19 protein-coding genes, 1 tRNA gene and 1 pseudogene are annotated in these 18,844 nt (G+C 66.8%); 10 read left to right on the top strand and 11 right to left on the bottom strand.

From position 1 onward, the window contains the following. Positions 1-88: 88 nt before the first annotated feature. A complete protein-coding gene (locus N7590_RS09630; RefSeq protein ID WP_053449559.1) occupies positions 89-700 on the top strand; it encodes a TetR/AcrR family transcriptional regulator in 612 nt (203 codons plus the stop codon). On the opposite strand, the gene N7590_RS09635 is transcribed toward N7590_RS09630, so the two are convergent. Both N7590_RS09635 and N7590_RS09640 read right to left on the bottom strand, forming a co-directional pair. Beyond that, positions 697-2,643, bottom strand: coding sequence for an EAL domain-containing protein (locus N7590_RS09635; RefSeq protein ID WP_164241083.1), 1,947 nt, complete (start codon positions 2,641-2,643; stop codon positions 697-699). The two genes, N7590_RS09630 and N7590_RS09635, sit on opposite strands and share 4 nt — an antisense overlap. A 96-nt stretch (positions 2,644-2,739) precedes the next feature. After that, positions 2,740-3,456: an SDR family oxidoreductase gene (locus N7590_RS09640; protein ID WP_164241084.1), complete on the bottom strand. Its 717-nt coding sequence runs from the start codon at positions 3,454-3,456 to the stop codon at positions 2,740-2,742. 184 nt (positions 3,457-3,640) lie between these two features. On the opposite strand from N7590_RS09640, the gene N7590_RS09645 reads away from it, so the two are divergent. The 4 genes from N7590_RS09645 to N7590_RS09660 all read left to right on the top strand — a co-directional run bounded on the left by N7590_RS09645 (position 3,641) and on the right by N7590_RS09660 (position 7,251). Next, entirely contained in the window at positions 3,641-4,444 is an 804-nt protein-coding gene (locus tag N7590_RS09645) for an APH(3')-II family aminoglycoside O-phosphotransferase (RefSeq protein ID WP_279935386.1), read from the top strand. Between the two features lie 82 nt (positions 4,445-4,526). Beyond that, on the top strand, positions 4,527-5,117 hold the full coding sequence (locus tag N7590_RS09650) for a TetR/AcrR family transcriptional regulator (RefSeq protein WP_164241086.1): 591 nt from the start codon (positions 4,527-4,529) through the stop codon (positions 5,115-5,117). Then, positions 5,114-6,148, top strand: coding sequence for a heparan-alpha-glucosaminide N-acetyltransferase domain-containing protein (locus N7590_RS09655; RefSeq protein WP_164241087.1), 1,035 nt, complete (start codon positions 5,114-5,116; stop codon positions 6,146-6,148). The genes N7590_RS09650 and N7590_RS09655 overlap by 4 nt, the downstream gene beginning before the upstream one ends. A gap of 98 nt (positions 6,149-6,246) precedes the next feature. Then, positions 6,247-7,251 (top strand): aminoglycoside phosphotransferase family protein, encoded by a 1,005-nt coding sequence (locus tag N7590_RS09660; protein WP_164241088.1) that lies wholly within the window; start codon positions 6,247-6,249, stop codon positions 7,249-7,251. Between the two features lie 76 nt (positions 7,252-7,327). Here N7590_RS09660 and N7590_RS09665 read toward each other — a convergent pair whose 3' ends face one another. The 7 genes from N7590_RS09665 to N7590_RS09695 form a co-directional block, all read right to left on the bottom strand. Continuing rightward, a complete protein-coding gene (locus tag N7590_RS09665) occupies positions 7,328-8,215 on the bottom strand; it encodes a DMT family transporter (RefSeq protein ID WP_053449565.1) in 888 nt (295 codons plus the stop codon). 32 nt (positions 8,216-8,247) lie between these two features. Further along, a complete protein-coding gene (gene murB, locus N7590_RS09670; RefSeq protein WP_164241089.1) occupies positions 8,248-9,309 on the bottom strand; it encodes a UDP-N-acetylmuramate dehydrogenase in 1,062 nt (353 codons plus the stop codon). An 8-nt stretch (positions 9,310-9,317) separates the two neighbouring features. Beyond that, positions 9,318-10,373, bottom strand: a complete 1,056-nt coding sequence (locus N7590_RS09675; protein ID WP_006435836.1) for a quinone-dependent dihydroorotate dehydrogenase — start codon at positions 10,371-10,373, stop codon at positions 9,318-9,320. A gap of 8 nt (positions 10,374-10,381) precedes the next feature. After that, positions 10,382-11,152, bottom strand: coding sequence for a class I SAM-dependent methyltransferase (locus tag N7590_RS09680; protein ID WP_164241090.1), 771 nt, complete (start codon positions 11,150-11,152; stop codon positions 10,382-10,384). A gap of 5 nt (positions 11,153-11,157) precedes the next feature. After that, entirely contained in the window at positions 11,158-11,442 is a 285-nt protein-coding gene (locus N7590_RS09685; protein WP_006435840.1) for a DUF4190 domain-containing protein, read from the bottom strand. 243 nt (positions 11,443-11,685) lie between these two features. Beyond that, complete coding sequence (locus N7590_RS09690; RefSeq protein ID WP_204275096.1) at positions 11,686-12,489, bottom strand: SDR family oxidoreductase; 804 nt, start codon at positions 12,487-12,489, stop codon at positions 11,686-11,688. After that, on the bottom strand, positions 12,489-14,021 hold the full coding sequence (locus N7590_RS09695; protein WP_049457223.1) for an aldehyde dehydrogenase family protein: 1,533 nt from the start codon (positions 14,019-14,021) through the stop codon (positions 12,489-12,491). The genes N7590_RS09690 and N7590_RS09695 overlap by 1 nt, the downstream gene beginning before the upstream one ends. Positions 14,022-14,204: 183 nt before the next feature. Between N7590_RS09695 and N7590_RS09700 the strand changes: the two genes are divergently transcribed. Continuing rightward, a tRNA-Arg gene (locus tag N7590_RS09700) sits at positions 14,205-14,281 on the top strand. A gap of 96 nt (positions 14,282-14,377) precedes the next feature. Next, entirely contained in the window at positions 14,378-15,226 is an 849-nt protein-coding gene (locus N7590_RS09705) for a DUF2971 domain-containing protein (RefSeq protein ID WP_053510058.1), read from the top strand. An 85-nt stretch (positions 15,227-15,311) separates the two neighbouring features. On the opposite strand, the gene N7590_RS09710 is transcribed toward N7590_RS09705, so the two are convergent. After that, the gene (locus N7590_RS09710) at positions 15,312-16,202 is read right to left on the bottom strand and encodes a dihydrodipicolinate synthase family protein (protein WP_164241091.1); all 891 of its coding nucleotides are present in this window, start codon (positions 16,200-16,202) and stop codon (positions 15,312-15,314) included. A 169-nt stretch (positions 16,203-16,371) separates the two neighbouring features. Between N7590_RS09710 and N7590_RS09715 the strand changes: the two genes are divergently transcribed. Next, on the top strand, positions 16,372-16,830 hold the full coding sequence (locus N7590_RS09715) for a GNAT family N-acetyltransferase (protein ID WP_164241092.1): 459 nt from the start codon (positions 16,372-16,374) through the stop codon (positions 16,828-16,830). A 178-nt stretch (positions 16,831-17,008) separates the two neighbouring features. Next, positions 17,009-17,281 (top strand): annotated as a pseudogene (locus N7590_RS09720) (helix-turn-helix domain-containing protein); the annotation flags it as partial. Here N7590_RS09720 and N7590_RS09725 read toward each other — a convergent pair. Further along, complete coding sequence (locus N7590_RS09725) at positions 17,229-18,059, bottom strand: universal stress protein (RefSeq protein ID WP_053510067.1); 831 nt, start codon at positions 18,057-18,059, stop codon at positions 17,229-17,231. The pseudogene N7590_RS09720 and the gene N7590_RS09725 sit on opposite strands and share 53 nt — an antisense overlap. Before the next feature lie 168 nt (positions 18,060-18,227). On the opposite strand from N7590_RS09725, the gene N7590_RS09730 reads away from it, so the two are divergent. Further along, the gene (locus tag N7590_RS09730) at positions 18,228-18,791 is read left to right on the top strand and encodes a TetR/AcrR family transcriptional regulator (RefSeq protein WP_164241093.1); all 564 of its coding nucleotides are present in this window, start codon (positions 18,228-18,230) and stop codon (positions 18,789-18,791) included. Positions 18,792-18,844 lie beyond the last annotated feature (53 nt).

Genomic DNA, 18,844 nt, shown 5'->3' on the forward strand with positions numbered 1-18,844 from the left:
GTACACTGCACAGTGTAGTTTCGTGTTTTTCAAAAGTACACTGCTCGGTGTAAAATGTACGCATCCGTTCAGCTGACTGGTTCCTGCCATGCCCCGTGCCCCGCAACGCCTGACCGACCGCAAACGCGACGCCATCGTGCGCGCGGCGGTGGAGGAGTTCCGTGCATCGGGGTACGAGGCCACCAGCATGGACCGCATCGCCGAAGCGGCCGGGGTCTCCAAGCGCACCGTCTACAACCACTTCCCCAGCAAGGAAGCGTTGTTCTCGATGATCCTGGAGGAGCTGTGGGAGCGCAGCGTGGCCAGCGACACCCTGCCGTACCGCGCCGACCAGCCGCTGCCGGCACAGCTGCTGCAGCTGGTGGGGCAGAAGCTGGAGCTGCTCAGCGACGCCAACTTTATCGATCTGGCGCGGGTGGCGATGGCCGAGATCATCCACTCGCCGGAACGCGCGCAGGCGATCGTGTGCCGCATGGGCGAGAAGGAAAGCGGCGAGAGTGCGTGGATCCGTGCGGCGATTGCCGATGGACGACTGCGCGCGGTCGATCCGGAATTTGCCGGGCACCAGCTGCACGGCCTGGTGAAGAGCTTTGCGTTCTGGCCGCAGGTGACGATGGGGCAGGCACCGTTGAACGCCGAGGAGCGCGCGCGCGTGGCCGAGTCGGCGGTGGCGATGTTCCTGGGCTACTACGCGATCTAGCTGGCGGCGAAACGACGGAATTCGTCCGCCGGTAGTGCTGCCGAATACAGATAGCCCTGGCCGACATCCACACCCAGTGCGCGCAGTTGCTGTTCCTGCGCCAGGGTCTCGGTGCCCTCTGCCACCACGATCGCGCCGCAGCGATGCGCGACTTCGACGATGAAACGCACGATCGACTGTGACTTGGCATCGGACAGCGTGGCGATCAACGCCTGCTCGATCTTGACCTCGGCGATGGCCAGCTGCGAGAGCAGGATCAGGGTCGAGTAGCCCGCACCGAAATCGTCCAATGACAGGGTCACCCCGGCCGCCAGCAATTGCGCGATATTGGCATCGACCACATCGCGTTCGACGATCTCGGTCCACTCGACGATTTCCAGGCGCAGCATCGTCCCGGGCACATCATGCAGCTGCAGCAGCTCCTGGAGGCGCAGGCCGAAACCGGGCAGGCGCAGCGACTCGGCGGAGACATTGACCGCCACGGTCAGCTGCAGGCCCTCACCCCGGCACTGCTGCAGGAAGTGGATGGCCGACTGCAGCGTGGCCCATTCCAGGTCGGCCAGGCGGCCCTGCCGGCGCAGCAGCGAGATCACCCGCATCGGCGTGATCATCCGGCCCTCGCCGTCGCGCATGCGCAACAACGCTTCGGCACCGACCAGGCGCCGGTCCTGCAGGCGATGCTTGGGCTGGTAGCACAACGGCGCGTCGCCGTGGCGGAGCCAGCGTTCCAGTGCACCTTCGATCAGCACGTCGATCTCGCTGTCACGCTGGACCGGATCGTCGAAGAACACGACGCCCGACTCGATCGCGCTCAACGCCAGGGTGATCGCGCGGAAGGGCAGGTGCCCGTCGTCGGCGTCACCGGGCGGCTTCAGTTCGACCACCGCGCAGCGGACCATCGGCCGGAAGCCTGGCCACTCCTCGCTGATGCGCTCGGCCAGCCCGGACGCCAGTTCGGTGATGCGGGGCTGCGTGCGCAGTTCCGGCAACGACAGGCCCTGGACCAGGATCGCCAGCGCGGCATCACCGAACTGGTAGATCTCCAGCCTGTCCGCAGGCAGTGATGGCAGCAGGCGGTGCACATCGTCGCCGCTGTCGCGCCGCCATGGTCCGTTGTCCTGCAGCGGCCCATAGCGCAGCCGCAGGTCACGCAGGTTGCCCATCTCGGCGACGATCAGGCACGCATGACCGATGCCGTCGTTGTCGCGCCAATAGTGCTGCAGGCGTTCGCCGAGCGCGCGCATGTTGGGCAGGCCGCTGATCGGGTCGATGCGCAGCCAGGCCTGCTCGCGCTGGCGCTGGGCATCGATCTGCGCATCGTTGTAGACCAGTGCGAACACGGCGCCCAGCATCAACAGCGACACGGGCAGTGCCAGCAGGCGTTGGATCGCCAGTTCTGTTACCGGCAGCTGATCGGCGCCGATGATCGCCACGCCGAGGGCCAGGCCCAGCGCGGTCACGCCGATGCGCACGCCCCAGGCCTGCAGGATCATGGGCAGCGAGAGTTCGTTGAGCATGCGCGGGTGCAGGCGCCTGCGCAGCCAGATGCCGGCCAGCATCTGCAGCAGGGATTCAAGGGCCGCGGGCAGGAAGAACTGGGTGCCGGAGAACTGGTAGCGGGCCAGCAGGCTGGCGGCCAGGCAGGCCAGGCCGCCGCGCCAGCCACCGAGCAGGCCGCTGACCAGCAGGATGTCGAAGCCGAGGTGGAGCTTGACCACGCCCTGGGTATAGCGGGCCACGAACCAGGAATTGAACAGATAGATCAGGCCCAGCGCCACGCCCACATACAGACGGCGCCCTTCGATGGCATGGCCGGCGCGGCGGGTGGCGATCAGCAGCACGCCGATCATGCCGATGACGGCGGTGGCCTGCAGCAGGTACAGCGGCAGGCTGGGCAGGGCGCTGTCCAGGACCTGGGCCGTAACCCGTGAAAGCGCATCCATAGCAGGTTCCCGCCTGTGACCGACGGCCAGTGAGGAGCAGGGTAAACCACGGCCGCGCGCGCGGCCACTGACGCCTCCCTGCGCTGGCCGCCGTGGTCAGTAGCGCGGGTCGGCGATGGCCGGCAGCACCAGTTCGCGCACGAAGCCTGAAGGCGACAGCTGCAGCAGTGCACGCACCATGGGCACCACGTCGTGCACGGGCACCAGCCCGCCTTCGCCGCGCGCTGCGGCGTCAGCCACCGGTACCGATAGTGCATCGTCGGTATTGAGATAGCCCAGCTGCAGGCTGGTGACCGCCAGGCGACGCTCGCGGAAGCCTTCGCGCAGCGCATCGGCGATGCCGTTGAGCGCGAACTTCGAAGCGCCGAAGGCCACTTCCGGGCGGCCGCTGCGCGGCAGTGCCGAGGTCGAACCGGTCAGCACCAGCTGTGGCCGTGCTGCATTCAATACACGGGGCAACAGGCGCTGCAGCAGCATCAGGGTGGCGGTGATGTTGACGTCGACCAGCTGCGCGAGCGCGGCATCGCTTTCATCGAGGAAGGCGTATTCGTCGCTGAAGGCCTTGTCTTCCCAGATGCCCAGGTTGTGGATCAGCACATCGATATCGGCCGGTGCCTGCGCTGCGATATGGTCGGCAGCGTCGGTTGGCCGCGACAGGTCCGCTTCGATCCATTGCAGCTCGACGCCTTCGGGACAGGCGAGGTCGCGCGGGCGACCGCGCGAGACGCCGACGACGGTGTCGCCCGGGCCGCACAGGCCTTCGACGAATGCCCGACCGAGGCCCCTGCTGGCGCCGATGACCATCAACTTCATGTTGCTTCCTTGTATGCGGGAGTTGCAGCGACCATCGCGGCGCCGGCCACTGTGGACGGCTGGCAGTGATTCGTCCATCGACCCGCGCGCTGGCGTACGGGCCCGGTTCAGCGCGGCGACGCACCTGCCGGAAGTGCGCGACAATCGCCATCGTCACCGACCGACGCTGGACCTGCGCATGTGCATGGACGAAACCGGATCCACTCCTGCCGAGATGCTGCTGCCGCAGACGTGGCAGGAGGTCCTGGCCGGCGCGCGTTTTGAGCGGCAGTCGATCGGCGTTTCGCGCGCGGATGTTGCCCGCGTACACCGGCCCGGACAGGCCGATGCGTTCCTGAAATCGGAAGTGATCGATGCCTTCAGCGAACTGGGTGATGAGATCGCGCGCCTGCGCTGGTTGCAGGCACAGGGCCAGCCCGCACCGACGGTGATGGCCACTGCCGAAGAAGCGGGCCGGCGCTGGTTGCTGATGAGTGCGCTGCCGGGCCGCGACCTGGCCACGTCTGCGGATCTGCCACCGCAACAGGTGGTGGCCGTGCTGGCCGACGCATTGCGTGGACTGCATGCCTTGCCCGTGGCGACCTGTCCGTTCGACCAGCGGTTGGCGTCGCGCCTCCATGCCGCGCAGGCACGCGTCGAAGCCGGTGTGGTCGACGCCGACGACTTCGACGACGAACGCCTGGGCCAGAGCGCGCAACAGGTCTTTGTCGAGCTTTGCGCGAGCCGGCCGGCGCACGAAGACCGGGTGGTCTGCCATGGTGATGCCTGCCTGCCCAACCTGATGGTGGCTGACGGCCGCATCAGCGGTTTCATCGATTGCGGGCGCTTGGGCGTGGCCGACCGCTACCAGGACCTGGCATTGGCCGCGCGCAGCCTCGCGCACAATTTTGGTGACACGCGCTGGGTGGCGCCGCTGTTCCAGCGTTACGGCGTGATCGCCGATGAGCGGCGCCTGGCGTTCTATCGGTTGCTCGACGAGTTCTTCTGAAGCGAGCGGGGGCTGAACGCCGCCCTGGCGGTGGCTTCGCGCGCACTGTGAAATGGACGAACGTTCGTTCACTATTCGTGCCATGAGCCGATTCGACCGCAATGAGCAGCGCGTGGCCCTGATCCTGCAGGCGGCGCTGCAGTGCTTCCTGGCCAAGGGCTTCCACCAGACCAGCATGCGCGACATCGCGCGGGTGGCCGGCGTCAGCCTGGGCAACCTCTACAACCATTTTCCGGGCAAGGAGGCGATCATCCTTGCGGTTGCGGTGGCCGAGAGCGAAGAACTGGCACCGATGCTTCAGCGGCTGGCGGCCGCCGACGGCGAGCGCGCGCAGGTGATGGCGTTCCTGCTGGATCTGCATGCGCTGTGCCGGCAGCCGCAGTGGGCGACGCTTGCGGTTGAGGTGCTGGCCGAGAGCGCACGCACCCCCGCCGTGGCCGAGGCTTTCGCCGCCAATCGCAGGCAGCTGCAACAGGCTCTGGCCGATGCCCTGCAGCGCGTGGCACAGCGTGAGCGGAGGCGCCCAGCGCTGGCTCCGCCACTGCAGGCGCAGGTGCTGCTGGATGCCATCGAAAGCGATGCATTGCGCCGGGGGCTGGGCGAGGCGGATGAGGCAGATGGTGAGCCGCTGGATATCGGGCTGCTGGCGCTGCTGCTGGGTGCGCGCGCATGAGCGCCGATGACCGGCGCCTGCACGGCCTGGATCTGGCACGCTACCTCGCGCTGGCCGGCATGGTGCTGGTCAACTTCCGCCTGGCGATGGCGGTGCCCGCAGAGGGTACGGCTGGGTTGGCAGGCTTCTTCCACCTGCTGGAAGGCAAGGCCTCGGCCACTTTCGTTACGCTGGCCGGGCTGGGCCTGGTGCTGGCCACGCAGCGGCAGGGATGGTGGTCGGCCAGCGTGCAGACCTGGCGACGCGCACTGTTCCTGCTGGTGCTGGGGCCGCTCAATCTGACACTGTTCCCAGCCGATATCCTGCACTACTACGCGGTGTACTTCGCACTGTCGGTGCTGTGGCTGCGTGCGTCGCCACGGCTGTTGCTGGCCAGCATCGTCGGCCTGGCCGCCGGTTCGTTCTGGGCGCTGCTGCAGTGGGACTACAGCGAAGGCTGGAACTGGCAGACGCTGGAGTATGCCGGCCTGTGGCAGTGGCCCGGCATGGCGCGCAACCTGTTGTTCAACGGCTTCCATCCGTTGCTGCCGTGGCTGTGCTTCTTCCTGCTGGGCATGCTGCTGGCACGCCTGCCGTTGTCGCAGCCTCGGGTGCAGCGCGCACTGCTGGTGCTGGGCCTGCTGCTGATCTGGGCCGGGCATGGCGTGCAGCAACTGGCGCAGGGAACACCCTGGCAGCCGTGGCTGGGAACACAGCCGATGCCGCCGGGGCCGGCCTATGTGCTGACGGGCGCAGGAGCGGCCTGCAGTGTCATCGCAGCCTGCCTGTGGCTGGCGCGCCTACGCCCGGGTGAGTGGTTGGCGCCGTTCACCGCGGCCGGGCAAATGACCCTGACCCTGTACGTTGGGCATATCCTGCTGGGCATGGGCACGCTGGAAAGCATGGGCCTGCTGGATGGCCGTGCCTCGCTCGCCTCGGTGCTGCTGTGGGCGCTGCTGTTCCTGCTGCTGGCAACCGGTGCGGCGTGGCTGTGGTCATGGCAGTTCGCGCGCGGTCCCCTGGAAGCGCTGATGCGGCGCGTCGCTGGCTAGTCCATTGCCCGCGACGCACAAGGGTGTGACGGACATGTCTGTGTCGCAGCCAGCGCATCTGCGATAGTAGCGGCAGGTAATACTTTCCGTTTGCATCCATGTCATTCGCTTCGGCGCAGCATCTCGGCGAAGTCCTGCAGCAATCCTATGGCATCACCGCTACCGCAGTGGTGCCACGCCCGGTGGGCGCCGATGCCAGCGCCAGCGTTTACCGCGTGGATGCGCGGCGCGGGCAATGGTGGTTGAAGTGCCGCACCTACCAGGTCGATCCAGCGGTGTGGGACAGCCTGCACTGGTTGCGCGGCACGTTGGGTATCGATGAAATCGTCGCGCCCTGGCCGGCGTTGACGGGGGGCGCGTCGGTGCAGCGCTGGGGCTTGCAGTTCACCTTGTTCCCCTACATCGAAGGGCAGTCCGGCTTCGAGGCAGCGCTGAGCCGTGCGCAGTGGCAGCGGCTGGGCGACGTGCTGCAGCGCCTGCACGCGGCGCAGCTGCCAGTGGAGCTGCAGCAGGCGTTGCCCACCGTGCGGCTGGAAACCGCCGCACTGGAAACGGTGGGGCAGTGGCTGGTGGGTGAGGGGCTGGCGGTGGCGCAGGACGGTCTGGGCCGCGCATTCGCTTCGGTCTGGGATCAGCAGCATGCGCGCATCGCGGCGCTGCATGCGAGCGCGCTGGAGCTGCACGCTGCATTGAAGGATGCACCGGTCGATCTGCACCTGTGCCACACCGACCTGCATGCCGGCAATCTACTGATGGGGAACGATGGTGGCCTGCATCTGATCGATTGGGATGGCCTGTCGCTGGCGCCACGCGAGCGCGACCTGATGTTCATCGGTGGCGCCGTGGGCGGGCGTTGGGGTCGCGAGAATCCGCTTGATTTCGCAGCGGGCTATGGCAGCGACCTGGGAGATCCGCGCTGGATCGCGTGGTACCGCCACTGGCGCATCCTGCAGGACCTGATCGAGTTCCAGCAGGTCCTGCTGGGCAGCGATGGAGAAGAGCGTTCTCCGCAGTTGCGCCGGCAATCGCTGCATTACCTGGGGGAGCAGTTTGCTCCGGGCAATGTGTTCGATGCGGCGGAGCGGGCGTATCGGGCGCTGTAAACGCACGTCACCTGCCATTGATGAGGCTTCGCGCTGCGCGCGATGCGTCGAGTATGGCTCGACGCTACAGGGAGACCTACTCGGCAGGTTTGGCTGCGGCGGAGGCGGCGGCACTGGCGGCGCGGCGTGACAGCACGGCTTCGCGGTGGGCGATGTAGGCGTTGGCGGCAAGGATGATGCCGGCGCCGGTGATCGTCCAGCGGTCCACGCTTTCGTTGAACAGCAGCCAGCCGAACAGCGTCACCAGCGGAAGTTGCAGGAAGCTGATCGGGGTCAGTGCCGAGACTTCGCCCAGGCGCAACGCGCGTGTCCACAGCAGCTGGCCGATGGTGCCCAGCACGCCGGTGGCCAGCAGCCACAGCCAGGCAGTGCCGGTTGGCCAGACCCAGACGAACAGGGCGGGAACCAGCGACAGCGGCACCCAGAACACGTAGGTGTAGAGCACCACGGTGTCGGCGCTGTCGACGCGGGTCAGCTGCTTGATCTGGATCGCCACCAGCGAACTGAGCAGGGCGGCGGCCACCGCTACCAGGCTGCCGGCGGTGAAGCCAGCGGTACCCGGTCGCACGATCACCAGCACGCCGATGAAGCCGACCACCACCGCTGCCCAGCGACGCACGCGCACGGTTTCGCCCAACCACAGTACCGCCGCAATCGTGACGAACAGCGGGGTGGAGTAGGACAGGGAGACCGCCTGCGCCAGCGGCAGATGGCCCAGCGCCCAGAAGGCGCACAGCATCGAGCCCAGGCCGATCGCGCTGCGCAGGAAATAACGCGGCAACTGCTGGGTTTTCAGCGGCGCGTGGCCCGGGCGCAACAGCATCGGCAACAGTGCGAGCAGGCCGAAGGCGTTGCGGAAAAATGCCACTTCCTGGGTCGGCACGTAGCGGGTGGCATAGCGGATCGCCACCGCCATCAGGCCAAACGCCATCGTGCTGCCGAGCATCAGCAGCGCCGCCCGCATCGGGGTGGCGCCTGGGGAGAGGGTGGGGGTGTTCACCACTGCGCGCCGAGCAGGCGGGGCTCCGGTTCGATCGGCACGCCGAACTTTTCCAGCACCGAGGCCGAGATGCGGCGCGCCAATGCCAGCAGTTCAGCGCCAGTGGCGTTGCCGTGGTTGACCAGTACCAGTGCATGGCTGGGCGCCACCCCGGCATCGCCCTCGCGGAAACCCTTCCAGCCACAGGATTCGATCATCCAGGCGGCCGAGACCTTGCGCTTGCCTTCCTGGTCGGACGGGAACACCGGCAGCTCGGGGAAGTGCTGCAGCAGTACGTCGACCTGTTCCAGCGGCAACACCGGATTCTTGAAGAAGCTGCCAGCGTTGCCGAGCACGTCGGGGTCCGGCAGCTTGCGGCGGCGGATCGCGATCACCGCATTGGCCACGTCCACCGCGCCGGGCAGTTCCACGCCCTGCGCCTGCAGTTCCTCGCGGATGCCGGCGTAGTCCATGCGCAGGTCATGCAGCAGCGGCAGTTTCAGTTCGATGGCGGTGATCAGGTAGCGGTCCATCTGCTGCTTGAACACGCTGTCGCGGTATCCGAAGCCGCACTGTTCGTTGTCCAGCCGCACCCAGGCCTGCTCGTGGCAGTCCCAGGCTTCGACGGCCTGGATGAATTCGCCGATCTGTGCGCCATAGGCACCGATGTTCTGGATCGGCGCGGCACCGGCGGTGCCGGGAATCAGCGCCAGGTTTTCCAGCCCGGACAGGCCCTCCTGCAGCGACCACATCACCAGGCCATGCCAGGGCACGCCCGCACCGGCACGGATCACCGCATGGTCGGCGCGGTGTTCGAGGAAGCTGATGTCACGGTTGCCGAACACCAGCACGGTGCCGGGCAGGTCCTCGGCGATCAGCACGTTGCTGCCGCTGCCCAGCACCAGCAGCGGGCCGTTGCCCACCTCGGGCAGTGCCAGCACGTCCGGCAACAGTGTGGGGTCGTGCAGTTCCAGCAGCTGTGCGGCGCTGGCCTGCACGTGGAAGGTGTTCAGCGCCTGCAGCGGTGCATTGCGGGTGAGTGTCCAGCGCAGCGGTGCGGTGCCGTCGGTGGTGTCCATGGGCGCGCTCACAGCGGCGCCACCGCGCCACGGCTGGGCGCTTCGCGGCGGCGACGGATCGCCTCCACGCACTCGGAGACCAGGGCAGGGCCACGGAAGATCAGGCCGCTGTAGCATTGCACCAGCGCGGCACCGGCGGCCATCTTGGCCACTGCATCGGCGCCGGACAGGATGCCGCCGACACCGACCAGCGGTACCGACTCGGGCAGGCGCGCGCGCAGGCGGCGCAGCACCAGCGTGGACTGCTCCAGCACCGGTGCGCCGGACAGGCCGCCGGCTTCGTTGGCCAACGGGTCGCCGGCCACCTTGCTGTGGTCGACGGTGGTGTTGGTGGCGATCACGCCGTCCACCTTCAGTTCGCCCAGCACGCGCGCAGCGGCATCGATGTCACGCTCGCTCAGGTCCGGCGCCACCTTCACCAGCATCGGCACGCGGCGGCCGTGCCGGGCGGCCAACGCCTCCTGGCGGTCGCGCAGCTGGCTGACCAGCTGGCGCAGCGCGGTTTCTTCCTGCAGTTCACGCAGGCCGGCGGTGTTGGGCGAGGAAATGTTGACGGTGATGTAGTCCGCCAGCGGGTACACCTTGTCCAGGCAGGCGATGTAGTCATCCACGGCCTGTTCGTTGGGGGTGTCCTTGTTCTTGCCGATGTTGATGCCGAGCAGGCCACGGCGGTTGCGCGCGCGCTCGACGTTGCGCACCAGCGCATCCACGCCCGCATTGTTGAAGCCCATGCGGTTGATGATCGCGTTGTGTTCCGGCAGGCGGAACAGGCGCGGCTGTGGATTGCCGGCCTGCGGGCGCGGGGTGATGGTGCCGATCTCGACGAAGCCGAAGCCGAGCGCGAACAGCGCATCGATGTGCTCGCCGTTCTTGTCCAGGCCGGCGGCCAGGCCAACCGGATTGGGGAAGGTCAGCCCGAACACGGTGCTCGGCATCGGCGCGATGCGGGCGGCCAGCAGCGGCGTGGTGCCGGTGCGATAGGCCAGGTCCAGTGCGGACAGGCCGAGGCCGTGGGCGCGCTCGGCGTCGAGCGAGAACAGGAAGGGGCGGGCAAGCGAATACATGCGTCGGTTCAGTCCAGCGTGCCGAGGAAGGCTCGGGTTTGATATTCAAAAGCGACCTGGCCGTCGACCGCGTGGGCGGCGAACAGGTCCTGCAGGGCATCGATCATCGGCGCGTGGCGCGGATGACCAGGTTGCGGTGCGTAGGAAGAAGACAACAGGCGACCGCGCAGGGCGTCCAGGTCCAGGTACTGCACGTTCGGCAGCTGCACCATGCCGCGCAGCCCACTACCGAACCAGGCCTGCATGGTGGCGTCGTCCTGGTAGCGTTCGGCCACCGCGCTGTAGTCGGTGCCGTAGTCCAGCAGCAGCTGCTCGTAGCCGACCAGGAACGGGCTGGCGTCGAGCAGGCGCGAGTTCCAGTAGATCAGTGCCTGGCCGCCCGGGCGCAGGATGCGCTGCCACTCGGCGCGCACTGCCACGGTGTCGAACCAGTGGAAGGCCTGCGCGACGCTCACCAGATCGATGCTGGCATCATCCAGGCCGGTTGCTTCGGCGCGGCCGTCGACCGCACGGAACTGCGGATACTGCGGTGCCAGCCATGCTTCGGCGGCGCCGCGCATGGCCGCATTCGGCTCAACGGCCACCACCGGATGGCCGGTGGCCAGGAACAGGCGGCTGGAAATGCCGGTGCCGGCGCCGATGTCGGCCACCTGCGCCTGATGGCTGACGCCCATCGGGCCGTGCAGCCATTGCAGCAGCGCGGGCGGGTAATCGGGCCGGTAGCGGACGTAGTCGGCGACGCGGCTGCTGAAGCGTTCAGTGCTGTCGGAGGCGGTCATGGCGGTCAGTTCGATACAGCGGCGAGCCAGGCCAGGCCGCCGAAGAACAGGATGAAGACCAGGATCGCGGCGATCACCGCACCGACCATCACCCAACCCAGCACCAGGCCGGTGACGGCCAGGCCGTCACCTTCAAGTTCAAGCGGGCGGCGGCGGATTTCGGCGCGGGCCATGTGGCCGGTGACGATGGCGACGATGCTGGCCACGAAGGGCAGGACGGTCCAGCTGGCGATGCCCATGACCAGGCTGACCACGGCCAGGGCGCTTGTCTGTCGGGGTGCCACGCTCATCGGGGTCCTCCTTGGCAGTGTGCACATGATAGTGCCTCTGCCCGGGCAATCCCATGCCCGGTGAATCCAAGGGTGCCAACCGAGGTTGGCCGCTACGGCAGAAGTCGACCTTGGTCGACGAAAGGCATTCCAGCCAGGTAGGCGTCGACCTTGGTCGACGAAAGGCATTCCAGCCAGGTAGGCGTCGACCTTGGTCGACGAAAGGCATGCCAACCAAGGTTGGCAGCTACCGGGATGCCGGTGTCAGCCCATCAGCACCTGGCCGCCATCCACGTTGAGCACGCTGCCGGTGATCCAGCGCGCCAGCGGCGAGCACAGGAACAGCGCGGCATCGGCGATCTCGCGCGGATGGCCGAAGCGGCCGAACGGAATCTTCGCCAGGGTGCCGTGGTACAGCGCGGGATCTTCGCTGCGGCGGCGGTCCCACAGGCCGTCGTCGAACTCGATCGAGCCGGGCGCGATGGCATTGACCCGGATCCGGTCCTTGGCCAGCGCCAACGCCTGCGAGGTGGTGTAGTGCGAAAGCGCGGCCTTGGCCGCAGCATAGGGCGCGCCACCGGGGCGCGGCTGCTGCGCGGCAATCGAAGACAGATTGAGGATGCAGGCGTCGTCGGACATGCGCAGCCACGGCAAGGCCAGGCGCGAGGCACGAACGGCCGCCATCAGGTCGACCTGCAGGCTGGCCGCCCATCCGTCCTCGTCGTCGGCCATGCCGTAACCGGTGGCATTGTTGACCAGCACGTCGATGCCACCGAGTGCGTCGGCGGCGGCCTGCAGCCAGCCCTGGATCTGACCGGTGTCAGCCAGGTCGGCGGCGAACGCGTGCAGCACGACGCCCTGTGCGGTTGCATCGGCGCGCAGCACGTCCAGGCCGGACTGGCCGCGGGCGCAGACCGAAACCTGCGCACCGGCGCCGGCAAACGCCAGCGCCATTTCACGACCGATGCCCTTGCTGCCGCCGGCGATCAGCACGCGGCGGCCGCTGTAATCAAGGATCGGAGCCCCGCTGGGGATCCGATCCGGTGCCGTGGGTGCGGCGTTGTCCATCACAGGTCGAACTTGATGCCCTGGGCCAGCGGCAGCGAATCCGAATAGTTGATGGTGTTGGTCTGGCGGCGCATGTAGACCTTCCACGCATCCGAGCCGGACTCGCGGCCACCGCCGGTGTCCTTCTCGCCACCGAAGGCGCCACCGATTTCCGCACCGGACGTGCCGATGTTGATGTTGGCGATGCCGCAGTCGCTGCCGGCGGCCGACAGGAACTTCTCGGCGGTCTTCAGGTTGGTGGTGAAGATCGAGGACGACAGGCCCTGCGGCACGCCGTTCTGCATGTCGATGGCTTCGTCGAGGCTGTCGTACGGCATCACGTACAGGATCGGCGCGAAGGTCTCATGCTGGACCACGGCGTCGCTGTTCTTCAGGCCCGAGACAATCGCCGGCAGCACGAAGTTGCCGGCGCGGTCGATGCGGGTGCCACCGGTCTCAATGGTGCCGCCGGCGGCCTTGGCCTGGGCGATGGCATCGAGGAACTGCTGCACGGCACCGTCGCTGTTCAGGGGGCCCATCAGGTTGGCGGCGTCGGTCGGGTCGCCGATCTTGCCTTCCACCTGCTTGTAGGCCTTCACCAGCGTGGCCAGCACGTCGGCGTAGATCGAGCGGTGCACGATCAGGCGGCGGGTGGTGGTGCAGCGCTGGCCGGCGGTACCGACCGCACCGAACACGATGCCCGGCACGGCCAGCTTCAGGTCGGCGGTTTCGTCCAGGATGATGGCGTTGTTGCCGCCCAGCTCCAGCAGGCAGCGGCCAAGGCGGCGCGCCACCTTCTCGTTGACGGTGCGGCCGACCTGAGTCGAGCCGGTGAAGCTGATCAGCGGCACGCGACGGTCATCGACCATCTTTTCCGACAGCGCGGTACCGGCATCGTTGATCAGGAAGAAGATGTCCGGGAAGCCGGCTTCGCGCAGCGCGTCGTTGCAGATCTTCAGCGAGGCGATGGCGGTCAGCGGCGTCTTGTTGGACGGCTTCCAGATGCACACGTCGCCACAGATGGCGGCCAGGAACGAATTCCAGCTCCACACCGCGACCGGGAAGTTGAAGGCCGAAATGATGCCGACCAGGCCCAGCGGGTGGTACTGCTCGTACATGCGGTGGCCGGGGCGCTCGGAATGCATGGTGTAGCCGTACAGCATGCGGCTCTGGCCGACGGCGAAATCGGCAATGTCGATCATCTCCTGCACTTCGCCATCGCCTTCCGGCTTGCTCTTGCCCATTTCCAGGGCCACCAGCGAACCGAGGGCATCCTTGTGCTTGCGCAGCGCTTCGCCGCACAGGCGCACGGCTTCGCCGCGGCGCGGGGCCGGGGTGGTGCGCCAGATCTTGAAGGCTTCCTGGGCACGGGCGACGACGGTGTCGTACTCGGCCTCGGTGGTGGCGCGGACCTGCGCGATCGGCTCGCCGGTGGTCGGGTTGACCGGGGTGATGAGCTCACCGCTGGTCGCGCTCGACCACTCCCCGTTGCCCAGGTACGTGCCAGCGTTGATCGCGTCCAGGCCAAGGGACTTGAGCAGCTCGGAAGACATGCAGACTCCTGTGTTTCGTTACGTTGTTTGGCGCCATCGCGGGCAGGTGGGAGACGCGATGAACTGAATCGCCGATGGTAGCAGAGCGGCCCATGCGGCCATGGTGCAACGCGCCAGCGCAGCCGGGTGGAACATGAATGCTTGGAGGGCAGGGCGTGTTGCCTGTAAACTTCCCGGCTGCATGGCCCCGTAGCTCAGCTGGATAGAGCGTCCCCCTCCTAAGGGGAAGGTCGCCCGTTCGAATCGGGCCGGGGTCACCATAATGGATAGCGTATCGCGGCGGCTCGTTTCCGCCCGCTGCATGCGGGGTCGTTGGCCATCGTCTGGCCCCACCGCCCGAGCTCAGGGAGGAGCTGATGTCGTTGATGCCCGAATTGCGGTACTTCCCGGAGAGCAAAGACGAGCTGCTGTATCACTACTGCTCCGCAGATACCCTCCTGGCGATTCTCAGCCACGGAACCCTTCGTCTTTGTGATCTCACAACGATGAACGACTCAATGGAACTGAGTTGGGGAACGAAGCTGCTGGGAGAGATTCTGGCCAAGGATGAAGTGACCAGGGTGGTCAAGACCAGGACTCCCATTGATGAGTACCTGGCGTCGGGCCGCAACATGTTCAAGGTGCTCGCCTGCTGCTTCTCCACAAGAAGAGACCAGCTCAGCCAGTGGCGTGCCTATGCGAACAACGGGGCAGGGTTCTGCGTTGGTTTTTCCGCGAAATCCATCGCCGCGATGAAAGGCAACAAGATTCGCGTTTGTTATGACGTTGATGCGCAGCGCAGAATGCTGGGGAATGCGTTCAAGCAGATTCTGATCAGTTCCACAACGCCGGCAGGACTTGATTCAGAAAAAGTGAAGTGGGGCATCATGGAGCTGCTTATAGACACGGCTGGCATGAAGAATCCCGCATTCAGTGAGGAATCCGAGGTTCGGCTGTCCAATCCTATCGTCGTGGACGGTGTGGGGCCCATGCTGAAGCTTGCCTACCCCTCGCAACTGAAGGCGGCTTCAGAGCTGAAATTCCTCATGCGCGGTACCAATCCTACCCCGTACTCGGACCTGCGGTTGCCCGACAGGGTCGAGGCAATCCGCGAAGTCTGGATCGGGCCGCGAGCCGAGGCCAGCGAGATGCAGATGCAGATCATGCTGGGGACGATGGGTTATACGTCGACGCGCGTTTTGAAATCTGCAGCGTCGTACAGATAGCATGAGAAAAGGGGACGGAGGGAATTAAGTCGTTTGTGCCTCAAATGACCTAATTCCCTCCGTCCCCTTTTTCACGTTCCCCGGTCTAGCGCAGCCCCAGGCCTTCCAGCACTTCGGCCACCTGCGCCCGGTCATTGCCCTGCAGCCCAAGCAGCGGTCGCGGCAGGCAGTCGTCACTACACAGGCCCATCAGCGCGGCAGCGCATGCCATCACGCGGATGCCGCCGAAGTGGTCGTACAGCGCCCAGAGCGGTGCCAACCGCGCGGACACAGCCTCTGCGGTGGCCATGTCACCGCCGCGCGCTGCGTGGGTGATGCGCAGCGCCACCTCGGGGAACAGGCCAGCGATCACCGAGTACCAGCCATCACAGCCCGCGGCCAGTCCGCGCACGGCGGCGGCGTCACCACTGATGCCCAGCGTGACGTGCGCCGGAATATGGGTGCGCAGCGCGGCGACGCGTGCCAGGGCTGCGGCCGGGTCGTCGGACAGGCGGGGAATCTTGATGGAGCCGATGTTGGGCAGCGCGGCGATCCGCCCATGCAGTTCATCGGAGAACTGGAAGCGGGTGGTGCCGGGATTGTCGTAGACGCAGATAGGGGTGCGCACTGCCATGCACACCGATTCGAAGAGCGTGTAGACCTCGTGCTCCTTCAATGGCTGGTAGGACACCGGCGCCAGCAGCAGGCCGGCAGCGCCGGCATCTTCGGCATCCCTGGCCAGTTCCAGTACGTCGCGGGTGCGCAGGGCGCCGACGCCGACGATCACCGGTACGCCGCCGGCATGGGCGAGGGCCTGGCGCAGCACGCGCTTGCGCTCGGCTTTCTCCAGATAGGCATAGCTGCCGGTGGAGCCGAGAATGCCCATCGAGTCCACGCCGGATGCGGCCAGGCGCTCGACCAGTGCGGCAAAAGCGCGTGTGTCGATGTCATCTCCACTGAGCGGAGTAAGCGGAAACGCGCTGAGGCCTCTGAACATGGGATACCCGGGAGTGAGAATGAGACAGGCTGCCGTTGGGCGGCAGGCGTGTGGACGCCCGGAATTGTTTATTGTCCTAGGACAAAATTCAAGCGCTGCGGCGTGGCGTGACTGCGCGTTCCAGGACGCCCACAATGGATGCCCACGTCACGTCCGCATCGTCCTGCCCATGCAACTGCAGCCGGTCCAGCCTTCGCACTACGCGCGCATCGCCCATTGGCTCGATTCGGCCGCAGCCACGCAGCGCTGGGCCGGCCCGGGTGTCGCATTCCCTGTGCCGGCCGGAGCGTTCGCGCAGGTGCTTGGGCTGGGCACTCGCCCGGGGCGGGTGCTGCTGGACGGGCAGGGCGACTGCGTAGGCTTCGGCCAGTACTGGTTGAGCGAGCCTGGCACGGCTCATCTGGGCCGGATCATCGTTTCGCCCCAGGCGCGGGGGCGCGGGCTGGGGCGCGTGCTGATGCAGCTGATGATCGCCGAGGCCCTGCAATCACCGGGCGTACAGCGCCTGACCCTGCGGGTCTATCGGGACAATGCCGCGGCGGTAGCCCTGTATCGCGACTTCGGCTTCCAACCCGTGGACGATGCCTCGACGCCCGACTTGCTGTTCATGCAGCGCGGTGGCGGATGACGGCTGCCGCTTGCCGGGCCTTGATGCCTTCGGTACTTTTCACAACAGGCGGGCTGACGCGGCTACGCTGGGATCCGGAATCCGGCCGGATCGGCTCATGGACCGCATACCCCAGCTTCTGGATCAGGACGAATCCATGCGCCTGGAGGTCAGTACGCTGGCCGAGGGGCAGGGTGTCCTGTCACAGCTGACCCGCGAGTGCTTCGGCCAATCGCCGAAGGCGTTGATCGACCGCCAGGTGGTGCTGGAGATCAAGGCATGGCTGAGCTACAGCGAGCTGCCGATCGGACGCATCGCCGAGCGCCTGTGCTTCGAGGATGTGTCCTACCTGTGCCGCTATTTCCGTCGGCATACCGGGCAATCGTTGACCGCCTACCGCCGCGCGGGACAGGGCCTCGCTAGTGGGATACGAACAGCGGTGCCGGAACTTCGGCCAGCAGGTTCTCGGTGACTCCGCCGAGCACGCGTTCCACCACCCGGCTGCGGCTGTAGGGGCCCAGCACCAGCAGGTCCGCTTCGGCATCGAGGACATGCTGTCGGATGGTTGCGGCAACGCCGCCCTGTGTGGAATTGACCGCCTGGATCTCGACCTCGACACCATGCCGGGCCAGGTGCTGGGCCATTTCCGCGCCCGGTGCGGCCTCTGCCTTGGGGGTGTCGACCATCAGCAGGTGCACGGCCTGCGCGCGGGCGAGCAGGGGAAGCGCATCGGCCACCGCGCGGCGTGCCTGCTTGCTGGCATTCCAGGCGACCACGATGCGCTGGCCGACCTGTTCGCCGCGCCAGTGCGGCGGCACCAGCAGCATCGGCACACCGGTCTGGCGTAGCGTGCCGAGCGGGTGCCAGCCGCTGGGCGCCCCCGGCGTGTGTGGATAGCCGGCGATGATCAGGTCGCAGTACAGAGATTGCAGGGAGAGATCAGCGCCGCCCAGATAGTCTGAAACGATGCGCAGCTCGGTGCTGATCCGCAGCGGCTCGGCGGCGGCGCGCAGGTTCTGCATCAGCTGCGCGGTGCAGGCGGCATCGGCACGTGCTTCATGGTCGAGTGCAGCGGCAATGCCGGCACCACGGGCGAAGCCGCTGGCGATGTCGCTGGGATGCTGGGCGGTGGAGACCGCGATCAGATGGGACTGCTGGACCTGCGCCAGTCGGGCGGCGATGTTCAGGACCTGGTGCCCGGTGTCGCTGGCATCGAACAGCACGGCAATGTCGCGTAGCGGATGCAGCATGGCGTTGTCTCCTTCGATGCCTGTGACGCGATCCCTGCGTGCACCGACCCGGGTGCACCGGACGCACGCCATTTTTAGCGCACTCCTGATTCTGATGAATCATCTGTGATTCAGTTCATTAATTGATGATTCATGCTAGCGTGAGGGCATCCCGAATCCGGTGCCTCCATGCGTCCTGCCGCACGTTCCCGCCGCGACCTGCACCATGCCCTCGCAGCCACGCTGGTCAGCCACCCGCGCTGCACGCTCAGCGAACTGGCCAGCGGTGCCGGTATCAGCCGGGCGACGCTGTACCGGTTCGCGCCCACCCGCGAAGCGATCGACGAGGCGTTGTTTGCGGCGGGGTTTGAACGGCTGGAGGCGGCGGCCACCTGGTTCGACGCGGATGCCGACGCGATGCAGGTGCTGGAACGCGTGACCGAGGTGTTGCTGGCCGATTGGGAGCTGGTGACGCTGCTGTTCGCGCGCATGATGGAAGAGCAGCAGCGCCGGGGCGATCTGCATCTGCTGCCCGGGCGCTGGGCGCCGATTGGCGAGCGTTTCGAGGCTTTTTTCCTGCGCGGCCAGAAAGCCGGCGTGTTCAATCTCGGATTCACCGCCGTGTGGCTGGGCGACTTCTACTGGACCTGCTTCTACGGCATCACCTGGTCGCTGGCACGGGGCCGGTTGGCGCCGGCGATGGCGTCGTCGACGCTGCTGGCGTCCTTCCTGCAGGGCGCGAAGCAGCCCTGACGCCCCACACCGCTGCCGAATCTGCGTGCTGTTTTGCCGGAAAGTAGGCGGCG

The sequence above is a fragment of the Stenotrophomonas sp. GD04024 genome (assembly GCF_029837545.1).
Classification (GTDB): domain Bacteria; phylum Pseudomonadota; class Gammaproteobacteria; order Xanthomonadales; family Xanthomonadaceae; genus Stenotrophomonas; species Stenotrophomonas forensis.